This window comes from Streptomyces sp. IMTB 2501 (assembly GCF_001953885.1).
Lineage (GTDB): Bacteria > Actinomycetota > Actinomycetes > Streptomycetales > Streptomycetaceae > Streptomyces.
Map to the genome: position 1 here is coordinate 205904 of NZ_MQUS01000012.1, position 13067 is coordinate 218970.

A 13067-nucleotide genomic window follows, 5' to 3' on the forward strand; every position below is an offset into this window, starting at 1 on the left:
CACGAATCGGTAACGGCAGCAAGAATGCGGGGTGTGGCATCGCACGGAACTATTTCCGCGTGGTGTCCGTGTTCCGGGGTGGGCCGGTTTCGCATCGCAGAGCGTCGGCCCGAGTAAGAACGGGCCGAGGAGGGCCGGGTGACGACCTATGACGATCGAGCGAACCTCACTGAGCTGACCGCCACGGTGGAGCGGGTGCGCGGTTCGGTGGAGGGCGTGATCGAGGGCAAGCCCGAGGTCGTACGGCTCGCACTGACCGTGCTGCTCGCCGAGGGCCACCTGCTGATCGAGGACGTCCCCGGCGTGGGCAAGACGATGCTGGCCAAGGCGCTGGCGCGGTCCATCGACTGCTCGGTGCGGCGCATCCAGTTCACGCCCGACCTGCTGCCCTCGGACATCACCGGGGTGTCCATCTGGGACCAGCAGCGCCGGGACTTCGAGTTCAAGCCGGGTGCCATCTTCGCGCAGATCGTGATCGGCGACGAGATCAACCGCGCCTCGCCCAAGACCCAGTCGGCGCTGCTGGAGTCCCTGGAGGAGCGCCAGGTCACCATCGACGGGCAGACGTACGAACTGCCCAGCCCCTTCATGGTGGTGGCCACGCAGAACCCGGTCGAGATGGAGGGCACCTACCCGCTGCCCGAGGCCCAGCGCGACCGCTTCATGGCCCGCGTCTCCGTCGGCTACCCGAGCGTGGAGGCCGAGCTGCAGATGCTCGACGTCCACGGCGGGGTGAGCCCGCTGGAGGACATGCAGCCGGTGGCGCACGCCCACGAGATCGTGAAGCTGATCGAGGCGGTTCGCGGGGTGCACGTCTCCGAGCCCGTCCGGCGATACGCGGTGGAGCTGGTCGCCGCCACGCGCACGCACCCCGACCTCAGACTCGGTGCCTCCCCGCGCGCGACGCTGCATCTGCTGCGCGCGGCGAAGGCGTCCGCGGCCCTCGCCGGCCGGGAGTACGCCCTGCCGGACGACGTCCAGGCGCTCGCCGTCGCCGTCCTCGCACACCGCCTGCTCCCCACCGCCCAGGCCCAGCTGAACCGCCGTACGGCCGAGCAGGTCGTGCAGGAGATCCTCCATCGCACCGCGGTGCCCGCGGCGCCCGGACAGCAGAGCGGCTTCGGCGGCCTCGGGCGGGGTGTTCCGGCGTATCCCCAGCAGCCTCCGCGGAGTCTGTGATGAGCGCCGGGGGGACCGGGCAGTCGGAGGCCGACCGCGAGGAGACGGGCGGCGTCCGTACGGCCCTCGCGGGCCTCACGACCCGTGGCCGTTCCTTCCTGGCGGCCGGGATCGCGGCCGCGATCTGCGCATACGTCCTGGGCCAGAGCGATCTGCTGCGGGTCGGCCTGCTGCTGGCCTCGCTGCCCCTGATCTGTGCGACCGTGGTGTACCGCACGCGCTACCGGGTGACCGGTACCCGTCGGCTCGCCCCCGCGCGCGTGCCGGCCGGCAGCGAGGCCCGGGTGCATCTGCGGATGGACAACGTCTCCCGGCTGCCCACCGGCCTGCTGATGCTCCAGGACCGGGTGCCCTACGTCCTCGGGCCGCGCCCCCGGTTCGTGCTGGACCGGGTGGAGCCGGGCGGCCGCCGCGAGGTGTCCTACCGGGTCCGCTCCGACCTGCGCGGCCGCTACCCGCTGGGCCCGCTGCAGCTGCGCCTGACGGACCCCTTCGGGATGTGCGAACTGACCCGCTCCTTCTCGACGTACGACACCCTCACGGTCATCCCGCGCGTGGAGCCGCTGGCACCGGTCCGCTTCAGCGGCGAGGCCCAGGGGTACGGCGACGGGCGGCAGCGCTCGCTGGCCCTCGCGGGCGAGGACGACGTGATCCCGCGCGGCTACCGCTACGGCGACGACCTGCGCCGGGTGCACTGGCGGTCCACCGCGCGCTACGGCGAGCTGATGGTGCGGCGCGAGGAGCAGCCCCGGCGCTCCCGGTGCACCGTCCTGCTGGACACCCGGGGCGGCGCCTACGAGGGCGCGGGCCCCGACTCGGCCTTCGAGTGGGCGGTCTCCGCCGCCGCCTCGGTGCTGGTGCACATGCTCGAACGGGGCTTCTCGATACGGCTGCTGACCGACAGCGGCAGCATGGTGCCCGGCGAGGGCGCCGACGGGTTCGCGGGCAGCGGCCAGGAGACCGCGGAGGCGGCCGGGCTGATGATGGACACCCTCGCGGTGATCGACCACTCCGACGGGACGGGCCTGTCCCGGGCGTACGAGGTCCTGCGCGGCGGGAACGAGGGGCTGCTGGTGGCCTTCCTGGGCGACCTGGACGAGGAACAGGCCACGACGGTCGCCAAGATGAGCCGGCGCGGCGGTGCCGTCGCCTTCGTGCTGGATCCGGACACCTGGGTGCGGGAGGCGACCGATGTGCCGCGGCCCGGTGACCGGCACGCCGAGCGGCTGCGGCTGCTGCGCGAGGCGGGCTGGACGGCGCTGAGCGTGCCGCGCGGCGCCGCGCTGAGCGCGCTGTGGCAGCAGGCGGACCGGGAGCGCTCGGGCCTGGCCGCCATGGGCGGGGAGGCGGCGCGATGAGCGGGCGGGCACGACTGGCGCTGTGCGCGGCCGCGGCCACGCTGATGGCCTCCTGCGCGCTGCTGCCCCTGGTGGCCGAGCCGACCTGGCTGCTGCAGCTGATCCCGCTGGTGGCCGTGCAGACCGGGGTGGGCGCGGCGGCCCGCCGGGTGCCGCTGGGCCGACCGCTGACCGTGGTGGTACAGGCGCTGGTCACCCTGGTCCTGCTGACCCTGGTCTTCGCGCGGGAGCACGCGATCATCGGGCTGATCCCCGGCCCGGACGCCTTCCGGCACATCGCCGGCCTGCTTCAGCAGGGCTCCAACGACGTCAGCGAGTACGCGATACCCGCGCCGCTCACCGACGGCATCAAACTGATGCTGATCGGCGGCGTCCTGCTCATCGGTCTGCTGGTGGACACGCTCGCGGTGACCTTCCGCAGCGCGGCCCCGGCCGGGCTGCCGCTGCTCGCGCTGTACTCGGTGGCCGGCGGGCTGTCCGACGGCGGGGCCGACTGGCTGTGGTTCCTGGTGGCGGCGGCCGGCTATCTGATGCTGCTGCTCGCGGAGGGCCGGGACCGGCTGGCGCAGTGGGGCCGGGTCTTCGGGGGTTCTCCTCGTTCCCCCGGCTCACCGGAGGGCGGCGCGGTGGCCCCGGTGCGCACCGGGCGCCGGATCGGCGCGGTCGCGCTCGGCGCGGCCCTGGTGGTGCCGCTCGCCCTGCCCGCGATGCAGGGAGGCCTGCTGGACGCCGCCGGCACGGGCGTGGGAGCGGGCAACGGCAACGGGGGGACGATCTCCGCGGTCAACCCGCTGGTGTCGCTGCGCGACAGCCTGAACACGGACGACGACCGCCAGGTGCTGTCCCTGAGGACCAGCGCGAACGACATCTCCGACCTGTATCTGCGGATCGTCTCCCTGGACGACTTCGACGGCACCACCTGGAAGCCGGCCCAGCGGCACATCGTCGGCGTCCCGGACAGGTTCCCCACACCGATCGGCCTCGACGCGGGCGTCAAGCGCGGCATGGTGACGACCGCCGTCTCGGCGGCGAGCTGGTACGCCCAGGACTGGCTGCCGATGCCGTACCCGCCCAGCGACGTGAGGATCGGCGGCCGCTGGCGCTATGAGCCCGTGGGCATGACTCTCGTCGGCGACCACGGCCAGACCACCCGGGGGGCGACCTACCAGGTGACCAGCCTGGACGTGCAGCCGACCGCCGAGCAGCTGGCCGGGGCGCCGGAGCCGCCGGCGACCCTGAAGCGCGAGTACACGAGGGTGCCGTCCTCGGTGCCGAAGGTGGTGGCCCAGACCGCCAGGCAGATCACGGCGGGCGCGCGGAACCACTACGAGGAAGCCGTCAAACTCCAGGACTACTTCGCGGTCTCGGGCGGCTTCCAGTACGACACGCAGGTGGAGGTCGGCCGCGGTCCCGACGCCATAGCCAACTTCCTGAAGAAGAAGCAGGGATTCTGCGTCCACTTCTCCTTCGCGATGGCGGCGATGGCCCGCACCCTCGGTATCCCGGCCCGGGTCGCGGTGGGTTTCGCGCCCGGCACCCCGCAGGCCGACGGCTCGGTCACGGTGAACCAGAAGGACGCGCACGCCTGGCCCGAGCTGTACTTCGCGGGCGTGGGCTGGACCCGCTTCGAGCCGACCCCGACCCGTGGCACCACGCCCTCGTACACCCTGTCGGACACACCCGGTACCTCGCTGCCCGACCAGGACCTGCCGTCGCACCAGTCGTCCACGGCGCCCTCGGCCGCGGCCTCGCCGAGTCAGAGCTGCACGCCCGAGCTGGTCAAGCTGCAGGGCTGCGACACCCCGTCCGCGGCGGCGGCCCCGAACAGCGGCGGCGGGGGCACGGGCCCGTGGTGGTATCTGCTGATCGGCCTGGGCGCGCTGGTCGTGGCGGCGGTTCCGCTGTCGCCGCTGCTGTGGCGGATGCGGGTGCGGTCGGTGCGGCTGGGCGGGCACGCCAGGACCGAGGAGGGCGCGGTGGAGCACACCCTGGCGGCCTGGCAGGAGCTGACGGACAGCGCCTGGGACCATGGCATCCCGTCGGACGAGTCGCTGACGCCGCGCAGGGCGGCCGCCCGGATCGTCGAACTCGGTGAGCTGGATCCGGCGACCGGTGCCGCGGTGCACCGGGTGGCGGACTCGGTGGAGCAGGTGCTGTACGCCCCCCGGCCGCGCCCGGCGGCGGGTGCGGCGGAGGACGTACGCCGGGTGATCGAGGGGCTGCGGGGCACGGTGAGCACCGGCACCCGGGCTCGGGCGCTGTTCCTGCCGCGCTCGTCGGTGCGGGTGCTGTGGGCGGTGTCGGCACGCTGGACGGCCCTGCGGACCCGGGTGGCCGCGGCGAAGCCCAGCCTGCGCCGGCCGTCGCAGCAGCAGGGCTGAGACAGACAACGTGTGAGGGGCGACCACCTTGGGTGGTCGCCCCTCACACGTTGTCTGTCGGCGTCCGCGGAAACCGCCGGACGGCTACTGGCCCTGTTCGTCGCGGCGGCGCTGCCAGCGCTCCTCGATCCGGTCCATCATGGAGCGTTTCGGCCGCGCCTGACGGCGGACGGCGCCCGCGCCCGCGGGCTGCTCGCCCGGCTTCGGGCCCTTGCGCCAGCCGGTGACGGCGAGTACGGCGCAGCCCAGCATGACGAGAAAACCCACCACACTGACCCAGATCAGCTGCGCGACCATTCCGGCCATGAGGAGCGCGATACCTACGAGGAAACCTGCGACCGCCTGGTAGACCCGCCGCCGGGTGTACGTACGCAGTCCGCTTCCCTCAAGCGCTGACGCGAACTTGGGATCTTCGGCGTACAGCGCTCGCTCCATCTGCTCGAGCATGCGCTGCTCGTGCTCCGAGAGCGGCACGGAGTCCTCCTCATCGTGCAGTCGCCGGGGCGACCCGGGGGGTCCCTTCAGGATAGGCAGGGAATCGCCCCCGTGAAACCCGCCCCTCTACGCCAATTGGCCAACCGGAACCCGCCATGACAGTCCCGGCTCGCTGAGGCTTCCATTCCCCTGCGGCCGACCCGTCATGCCGGGCGGTGTACCTCGATCATACGGCGCAAACCCCTCGATCGGAGGTCTTGTGGCGTACTCCATCCGCTGCCAAGGCCCTGATCAGGGACGGGTCCCGGTGGTGCGCTCAGGCCTCGGCGGCACCCCGGGTCTCACCGAGCACATGCAGCTGGGTGGCGACGGAGTGGAAGGCGGGCAGTTCGGCCGCGGCCGCCTCCAGCTTCAGGAGCGCGTCGAGGGCGCCGGGCTCGGTGTCCACGAGGACGCCGGGCACGAGGTCGGCGAAGACCCGCACGCCGTGCACGGCGCCGACCCTGAGGCCCGCGCCCTCGACCAGCGCGGTGAGCTGTTCGGCGGTGAACCGGCGTGGCATCGGATCGCCGGCGCCCCAGCGGCCCTCGGGGTCCTGCAGCGCCTGCCGGGCCTCCGTGAAGTGACCGGCGAGGGCGCGGGCGAGGACCGCCCCGCCGAGGCCTGCGGCGAGCAGGCTGAGGACGCCCTCGGAGCGCAGCGCGGCGACGGCGTTGCGGACGCCCTCGGCCGGGTCGTCCACGTACTCCAGGACGCCATGGCACAGCACGGCGTCGTAGCCCCCGCGCTCGACCACGTCGAACAGGCCGTGCGCATCGCCCTGGACGCCCCGGACCCGGTCGGCGACACCGGCCTCGGTGGTCCGGCGCTCGAGCGCGAACAGCGCGTTCGGGCTGGGGTCGACCACGGTGACGCGGTGGCCGAGCCGGGCGAGGGGCACGGCGAACTTGCCGCTGCCGCCTCCGGTGTCGAGGACGTCGAGTGAGTCCCGTCCCGTGGCCTTGACCCGGCGGTCGAGGGCGTCCTGGAGGACCTCCCAGACCACGGCGGTACGCAGGGAGGCGCGGGATCCAGGGGTGTCGGAGCGCAGCGACGCCCACTGAGGGTCGTGGTGGGAGACGGGCGGGCGCAGCGGGTCCGACACGGCAGTTGACTCCTCGGCAGAGCTGAAAGGCTTCAGGCGACTCCAGCCTATTGCCTCCGGCGCCCCGCCGGTCACCGCGGCCGGGTGGGCCGCGGTGCGTCTCGTCCGGCGGACTTCTCGGTGGTCAGCCCGCGTCCGGAAGGTCACCGCGCGCTCTCGGTCCGGTCACCTCCCCGGTCTCCCCCGCGTCCCTGCGGGGCTGGGGAAGGACGGGCTGAAGGACGAGCATCCGCTCGACGATGCGCAGGAACATCGCCACGTCCCGTATCAGGTCGTCGGCGTCCCGCCGGCTCGCCGCGCCCTGTATGCCGGCCTCTGCGCGGGCACGGCGGGCGGCGCCGGAGGCGAACAGGGCGCTCCACTCGGTCAGTTCGGGTGCGATCTCGGGCAGCACTTCCCAGGCGCTGCGGATCCGGGCGCGGCGGCGCGGGGAGGTCTCGGGGCGGCCCAGGGCGGCGAGCACGGCGGCGGCGGTGCGCAGCGCGGCGAGGTGGGCCGTCGCATAGCGTTCGTTCGACGTGTCCAGGACGGCGGCCTCCTCCAGTCCGGCGCGGGCCTGGGCGAGCAGGTCGAGGGCGGCGGGCGGGGCCGTGGCCCGGCGGAGCACGGGGTGCACATCGCTCGCCGGGCCGGTCAGTGAGGGGGCAGGGCCGGTGGCGCGGCGCCGGCGGGCGGCGGCTGCGGACGGGTTGGCCATGACGAACCTCCTGTCGTCTGGGTGACGGCACGGATGCCGTATGTGCCCATCGTGGGGTATGGCACTGACAATCCGTTCTGACCTGGGCCTTTGCTTCGATCGAAGGTTCGGGCGTATTTTTGCACTGACCAGTCAGTTCAAAAACTGTCGCAACGGCAGGGGGGCTTGTGGACGGCATGCACGTCAAGGCCGAGGGCCTCGGGCTCAAGGGGCCACGGGGGTGGGCCTTCCGGGGCATCACCCTCGACGCGGAGCCCGGCTCACTCATCGCGATCGAGGGACCGTCCGGCTCCGGCCGCACCTGTCTGCTGCTCGCGCTCACAGGACGGATGAGGCCCACCGAGGGAACAGCCGCCGTCGGCGGATTCCGGCTCCCACGACACATGGCCCGGCTGCGCCGCGTCAGCGCTGTGGCCAACGTGGCCGGGGTGACCGACCTGGAGCCGGCCCTCACCGTCGGCGAGCACCTGCGCGAACGCGCCCTGCTGCAGAGCCACTTCGGCGACTCCCTGCGCGACCTGCTGCGCCCCCGCACCCAGCGCCTGCACGAGGCGCGGCTGCGCGTCGACGCGGCCCTGGCCGCGGCCGGACTGGACCTCGAAACGCTGCCGAAGGGCTCCCGGACGGCCGTACGTGACCTGGAACGGCCGCAGGAACTGCGCCTGTCCATCGCCCTGGCCCTGCTCGGCCGGCCCGGACTGCTCGGCGTCGACGACATCGACCTCAAGCTCTCGGACGCCGAGCGCACCGAGGTGTGGGACCTGCTGCGCTCACTCACGCGCGCGGGGACGACGGTGGCGGTGGTCTGCCGGACCGCCCCCGGCGATTGCGTGATCGTCTCCACCGAGGAGTACGACAAGAGCGAGAACGACAGGGACGACAGGGACGACACGGACGACAGGGACGGCAGGGACGGCAGGGACGACACGAGCGTCGCGAACAGCGACCCGAAGGAGGACGTCGATGCGCTCGCCTAGGCTGGCCGCGCTCGAACTGAGGCGCTTCGGGCGCGGGAAACTGCCGCGCGCCGCCCTGGTCGCGCTGCTCGTGCTCCCGCTGCTCTACGGCGCCCTGTACCTGTGGTCGTTCTGGGACCCGTACGGCCGGCTGGACCGCATCCCGGTGGCCCTGGTGAACGACGACAAGGGCGCCACCGCGGCCGGCAAGAAGATCACCGCCGGTGACGACATCGTCGGCGGGCTGCGCGACAGCCGGACCTTCGCGTGGCACGAGGTGAGCGACGAGGAGGCCCGCAAGGGCGTCGAGGACGGCACCTACTACCTGTCGCTGACCATGCCGGCCGACTTCAGCCGGCGGATCGCCTCCAGCTCGGGCGGCGCCCCGGAGACCGGCGCCCTCCAGGTGCGCACCAACGACGCGAACAACTACATCGTCGGCCAGATCTCCCGCACGGTCTTCAACGAGGTCCGCTCGGCCGCCTCCACCAAGGCCTCCCGCACCTTCCTCGACAAGATCTTCGTCTCGTTCTCCGGCATCCACGACAAGACCGTCACGGCCGCCAAGGGCGCCGACAGGCTGAACACCGGTATCGGGAAGGCGGAGAAGGGCTCGAAGGACCTCGCCGACGGACTGAAGGACGCCCGGAGCGGCAGCGGCGAGCTGGCCAAGGGCATGAAGAGGCTGAACTCGGGCGCCGGTGACCTTCAGGCCGGTTCCCGGCAGGTGGCCGACGGTACCCAGGAGCTCGCCGACAAGGTCAACGGCGTCTACGGCAAGGCCGGACCGTTCCTGAAGGACAACGAGAAGACCATCGGGGACACCGCCCGGCTGGTCGGCGACTCGGCCAAGACCGTCGAGGACAACCTCGACGTCCTGGTGAAGCACGCCCCGGAGGCCGCGAAGCTCGCTCATGCGAACGCCGCCATCATGGACGAGGTCTACAAGGCGCGCTGCGAGACCGCCACGATCCCCGACCCGAACTGCCCCGACCTCAAGCGGGCCAGGACGGCCACCGACGAGGTGGCCGGCGTGGCCGACGACCTCAACACGCTGATCGCCGACCAGGACGGCGACCTGAAGACGATGCGGGACAACCTCGGCACCCTTCAGAAGCAGGCCACGGCCCTCAAGGAGCGCGCGCCGCATCTGTACGAGGACGTCGACGACGCGGTCAACAAGATCAACAAGCTCAACACCGGAGCCCAGGAGGTCGCCGCCGGTGCCAAGAAGCTGCACGCCGGGCTCGGCACCGCCCAGGCCGGCGCCACCGCGCTGGACCAGGGCATCGGGACGGCGGCGTCGGGCGCCGAGACCCTGAACGGCGGCCTGTACAAGCTGTCCGACGGCTCCGGGAAGCTCGCCGGCGGACTGCACGACGGCGCCGGGAAGATCCCGGACTACGACAAGAAGGACCGCGACCAGCGCACCGGCGTGATGGCCGACCCGGTCCAGCTGGCCTCCCACGACCTGCACAAGGCGCCGAACTACGGCACCGGCTTCGCCCCGTACTTCATACCGCTGTCCCTGTGGGTGGGCGCGATGGTCGCCTACATGCTGATCGCGCCGCTCAACCGGCGTGCCCTGGCGGCCGGTTCGCCGGCCTGGCGGATCGCGCTCGCGGGCTGGCTGCCGGTGGTCGCGGTGGGCGTGCTCCAGGTTGGCGCCCTGATGGCCGTACTGCACTGGGTGATCGGTCTGCAGATGCTGCACGCGGCCGGCACGATCGGCTTCCTGTGCCTGGTCACGGCCTGTTTCGCAGCGATCGTGCAGTGGCTGAACGCCCGCTTCGGCGCGGCGGGCCGGATCCTGGTGCTCGCGCTGCTGATGCTCCAGCTGACCTCGGCGGGCGGCACGTACCCCGTGCAGACCAGCCCGGGCTTCTTCAACGCGATCCACCCGTTCCTGCCGATGAGTTACGTCGTGGCGGCGCTGCGCCGGCTGATCACCGGCGGCGGGCTCGGCCCGGTCTGGCAGGCGTGCGCCGTGCTCGCTGCGTTCACCGCGGGCGCGCTGGCCCTGACCGCCCTCGCGGCCCGGCGCCGCCAGGTGTGGACGCTGGACCGGTTGCACCCGGAGCTGAGTCTGTGACCCCCGGGCGGCCGCCGCACGCGCGCGTACCTGTGAGAATCAGGGCCATGGAAAGCAGCAGCGCCAGGTCCGGGGGCGGCACGCGCCGTGAGGCCACCCGGCAGAAGCTCTACGAGGCGGCCGTCACGCTCATCGCCGAGCAGGGCTTCTCCGCGACCACCGTGGACGAGATCGCCGAGCGGGCAGGAGTCGCGAAGGGCACGGTCTACTACAACTTCGCGAGCAAGTCGGTCCTCTTCGAGGAGCTGCTGCGGCATGGTGTGGGCCTGCTCACCGCCTCGCTCAAGGAGGCGGCGGAGCAGACCGCGCGTGCGGGCGGCAGCAAGGTGGACGCGCTGGACGCGATGGTCCGCGCGGGTCTGGTCTTCATCGACCGCTACCCGGCCTTCACCCAGCTGTACGTCGCGGAGCTGTGGCGCACCAACCGGGCATGGCAGTCCACGCTGATGGTGGTCCGGCAGGAGGCCGTCGCCGTGGTCGAGGGGGTGCTGCGCGAGGGCGTGGCGGCCGGCGAGTTCAGCGACGAGATCGATGTGCAGCTGACGGCGGCCGCACTGGTCGGCATGGTCCTGGTGGCCGCGCTGGACTGGAAGTCCTTCCAGCCGGAGCGCTCCCTGGACGACGTCCACTCGGCCCTGTCCCGGCTGTTGCAGGGGCGGGTCAGCGGCCGGGGCTGAGCACCCTTCGGGCAGGGGAAAGGCGCCGGTCCGCTGCCGGACCGGCGCCTTCCCGTTCCCCTTGTTCCCCGTACTCCCCCGTACGGTCCTCCCCCGATGGTCCCCCGTGGGTGGTCGTTCCCCCGGGTCCCCCGACTCGCTTCCGCCGACGGATCGGCGGAAGGAGCGGCCAGGTGGCTGGCCCCGTTCCGCCGCCCCGTGTCGGCGGTGCCGGGCCGTGCCCCTTGCCGTGTCTCCACTCTCCCGTTCCCGCGGGTCGCGGCCCATCCGCGCAGCTACTCATCTCGCGGCCTAGGTACGGATACTCAGGCGTCCGCGCCCGTGCCCACACCTACGGCCCGCCGCCTGGCTACGATCGCGTCCGTGTCCGCTCTCCCCCCTGGCCGGCGGTCCGGGGGTACGTGCTGATCGTCGCCGTGCGCGTCGTCTCGTTCGCGATGTTCATCCGGAGACGGCGGCGATCATCGCGGCCGTGCTGCCGGCCGGCGGTCTGCCAGCGCCGCTGTTCCTCGTCTCCCGCGTCCGGCGCTTCCTGCGGCGCCGGGCGCAGCGCCACGAGGAGCGGCGGCCGGCTTCGCGGTCCCCCTGACCCGCCCGCGGGCCGGATTGTCAGTGGCGGTCGATAAAGTCGCAGGCATGGCACGGATTGCGGTGATCGGCGCCGGGATGGGCGCGATGGCGGCCGCTGCACGGCTGGCCGTCGCGGGCCACCGGGTAGTGGTGTACGAGCGTACGGACACGTACGGCGGCGGGGTGCGCCGCTTCGAGCGGGACGGGTTCGCCTTCGACACCGGCCCGGGACTGCTGACGCTGCCCGCGGTGTACCGCGATCTGTTCGTCAAGACCGGCAAGGAGCCGCTGGAGGACTGCGTCGAGCTGGTCCAGGTCGACCCGTCCGCGCGGCACGTCTTCGCGGACGGCACCGAGGTGGCGCTGCCGAACGCCTCGCGCGCTGGTGTGGTCGCGGCTCTGGACGAGGCGCTGGGTGCGGGCGCGGGCGAACGCTGGGGCGAGTTCCTGGTGCGGGCCCGGGAGGCCTGGGACCGCACCCGCAGGCCGCTGCTGGAGGAGCCGCTGTGGCCCAACTGGCGGGTGCTGGCCGAGAAGGAGCCGTATCCGGGCGTCCCGCAGCGGCGCCTGCTGCGCGCCCGGCAGGCACGTACCCTGTCCGAGATCGGCGCCTGGGAGCTGCGCGACGAGCGCCTCGCGGCCCTGCTGGAGAGCTCCGCACTCGCCCACGGCCTCGATCCGCGGACCGCTCCGGCGAGCGCGGCCGTGCTGCCCTACATGGAGCACGCCTTCGGCACCTGGTATGTGCGCGGCGGCATGCGGGAGTTGGCGCGCGCGGTGTACGAGCGGTGCCTGAAGCGGCGGGTCGAGTTCGTCTTCGACGCGGAGGTCATGCGCATCCTGGACAAGGACGGCCGGGCCGTGGGCGTGGAGTTGAGAGACGGCACGGTGGCCGAGGCCGACCATGTCGTGGCGGACGTGGACCCGGCGCGGCTGAAGGCGATGACGGACCGTGCGCTGGACAAGGCCGGGGATGTGCGGGCCGATCCGTTCATGACCCGTCCTGGGCGGTTCACCGTGCTGCTGGCCCTGCGCGGCGGGCGCGAGGCCGGCGCCGCGCATCGCACGGTCGTCCATGCGCCGGACCCGGAGGCCGAGCTGGACTTCCTGGACTCGGCGGACGGAGACCGTCCGCCGGCGCCCATGGTGACCGTGCTGCGCCCCGACGACCCGGCGCTCAGACCGGACGACGGGCACGAGTCCATGGTGCTGTCCGCGGTGGTGCCGAGCGCCGCCGACTGGGACGAGGAGGGCATGGTCCGGCAGTACACGGACCATCTCCTCGACGCCGCCGAGGCCGCGATACCGGGCCTGCGGGACCGCGTCCTGTGGCACGAGGTGCGCACACCCGACGACTCCGACGACGAGACGAGTGCGTTCCTCGGCGCGGTGCCGGCCCCCGCTCTCGCCGCCGGGCGGGGCCGTTTCCTCCACCCGGCGAACACCACGCGGCTGCCCGGTCTGTACCGGGTCGGCGGCTGGTCCCATCCCGGGGGCGGCCTGCCGCACGCGGGCATGTCGGGCGCGCTGGTGGCGGGGCTGATCGTGGAGGGCCCGGGGTTCCGCGGCTCCCAGTGA

10 protein-coding genes and 1 pseudogene are annotated in these 13067 nt (G+C 72.8%); 8 read left to right on the forward strand and 3 right to left on the reverse strand.

Features of this window, described 5'->3' with window-relative positions:
* Positions 1 to 138: 138 nt before the first annotated feature.
* From AV521_RS22130 to AV521_RS22140, 3 genes are read left to right on the forward strand one after another with little or no spacing between them, the layout of a single operon-like run.
* The gene (locus tag AV521_RS22130) at positions 139 to 1179 is read left to right on the forward strand and encodes a MoxR family ATPase (RefSeq protein WP_076090204.1); all 1041 of its coding nucleotides are present in this window, start codon (positions 139 to 141) and stop codon (positions 1177 to 1179) included.
* Positions 1179 to 2537 carry a DUF58 domain-containing protein gene (locus tag AV521_RS22135; protein ID WP_076090205.1) on the forward strand — a complete coding sequence of 453 codons (1359 nt, stop codon included), beginning with the start codon at positions 1179 to 1181 and terminating at the stop codon, positions 2535 to 2537. The genes AV521_RS22130 and AV521_RS22135 overlap by 1 nt, the downstream gene beginning before the upstream one ends.
* On the forward strand, positions 2534 to 4918 hold the full coding sequence (locus tag AV521_RS22140) for a DUF3488 and transglutaminase-like domain-containing protein (RefSeq protein ID WP_076090206.1): 2385 nt from the start codon (positions 2534 to 2536) through the stop codon (positions 4916 to 4918). Before AV521_RS22135 ends, AV521_RS22140 begins: the two co-directional genes overlap by 4 nt.
* 84 nt (positions 4919 to 5002) lie before the next feature.
* Here the strand turns inward: AV521_RS22140 and AV521_RS22145 are convergent, their stop codons facing one another.
* The 3 genes from AV521_RS22145 to AV521_RS22155 form a co-directional block, all read right to left on the reverse strand.
* Positions 5003 to 5392 (reverse strand): DUF3040 domain-containing protein, encoded by a 390-nt coding sequence (locus AV521_RS22145; RefSeq protein WP_076090207.1) that lies wholly within the window; start codon positions 5390 to 5392, stop codon positions 5003 to 5005.
* A gap of 277 nt (positions 5393 to 5669) precedes the next feature.
* Positions 5670 to 6497, reverse strand: coding sequence for a bifunctional 2-polyprenyl-6-hydroxyphenol methylase/3-demethylubiquinol 3-O-methyltransferase UbiG (locus AV521_RS22150; RefSeq protein ID WP_076090208.1), 828 nt, complete (start codon positions 6495 to 6497; stop codon positions 5670 to 5672).
* A gap of 124 nt (positions 6498 to 6621) precedes the next feature.
* Entirely contained in the window at positions 6622 to 7194 is a 573-nt protein-coding gene (locus tag AV521_RS22155) for an SAV_6107 family HEPN domain-containing protein (RefSeq protein ID WP_076090209.1), read from the reverse strand.
* A gap of 176 nt (positions 7195 to 7370) precedes the next feature.
* Here AV521_RS22155 and AV521_RS22160 point away from each other — a divergent pair, with 176 nt between their 5' ends.
* From AV521_RS22160 to AV521_RS22175, 5 genes and pseudogenes are all read left to right on the forward strand, one after another.
* Positions 7371 to 8171, forward strand: coding sequence for an ATP-binding cassette domain-containing protein (locus AV521_RS22160; protein WP_076090210.1), 801 nt, complete (start codon positions 7371 to 7373; stop codon positions 8169 to 8171).
* The gene (locus AV521_RS22165; protein WP_076090211.1) at positions 8158 to 10242 is read left to right on the forward strand and encodes a YhgE/Pip domain-containing protein; all 2085 of its coding nucleotides are present in this window, start codon (positions 8158 to 8160) and stop codon (positions 10240 to 10242) included. The genes AV521_RS22160 and AV521_RS22165 overlap by 14 nt, the downstream gene beginning before the upstream one ends.
* 47 nt (positions 10243 to 10289) lie before the next feature.
* Positions 10290 to 10919: a TetR/AcrR family transcriptional regulator gene (locus AV521_RS22170; protein WP_076090212.1), complete on the forward strand. Its 630-nt coding sequence runs from the start codon at positions 10290 to 10292 to the stop codon at positions 10917 to 10919.
* A 442-nt stretch (positions 10920 to 11361) separates the two neighbouring features.
* Positions 11362 to 11508, forward strand: a pseudogene (locus tag AV521_RS51025) (DUF4126 domain-containing protein); the annotation flags it as partial.
* Positions 11509 to 11555: 47 nt separating this feature from the next.
* A complete protein-coding gene (locus tag AV521_RS22175) occupies positions 11556 to 13067 on the forward strand; it encodes an NAD(P)/FAD-dependent oxidoreductase (RefSeq protein WP_179023293.1) in 1512 nt (503 codons plus the stop codon).

Coding starts and splice junctions, on each gene's coding strand:
- AV521_RS22135 (WP_076090205.1), top strand. CDS start 1,179: ATGAGCGCCGGGGGGACCGGGCAGTCGGAGGCCGACCGCGAGGAGACG.
- AV521_RS22140 (WP_076090206.1), top strand. CDS start 2,534: ATGAGCGGGCGGGCACGACTGGCGCTGTGCGCGGCCGCGGCCACGCTG.
- AV521_RS22165 (WP_076090211.1), top strand. CDS start 8,158: ATGCGCTCGCCTAGGCTGGCCGCGCTCGAACTGAGGCGCTTCGGGCGC.
- AV521_RS22175 (WP_179023293.1), top strand. CDS start 11,556: ATGGCACGGATTGCGGTGATCGGCGCCGGGATGGGCGCGATGGCGGCC.
- AV521_RS22170 (WP_076090212.1), top strand. CDS start 10,290: ATGGAAAGCAGCAGCGCCAGGTCCGGGGGCGGCACGCGCCGTGAGGCC.
- AV521_RS22160 (WP_076090210.1), top strand. CDS start 7,371: ATGCACGTCAAGGCCGAGGGCCTCGGGCTCAAGGGGCCACGGGGGTGG.
- AV521_RS22155 (WP_076090209.1), bottom strand. CDS start 7,194: ATGGCCAACCCGTCCGCAGCCGCCGCCCGCCGGCGCCGCGCCACCGGC.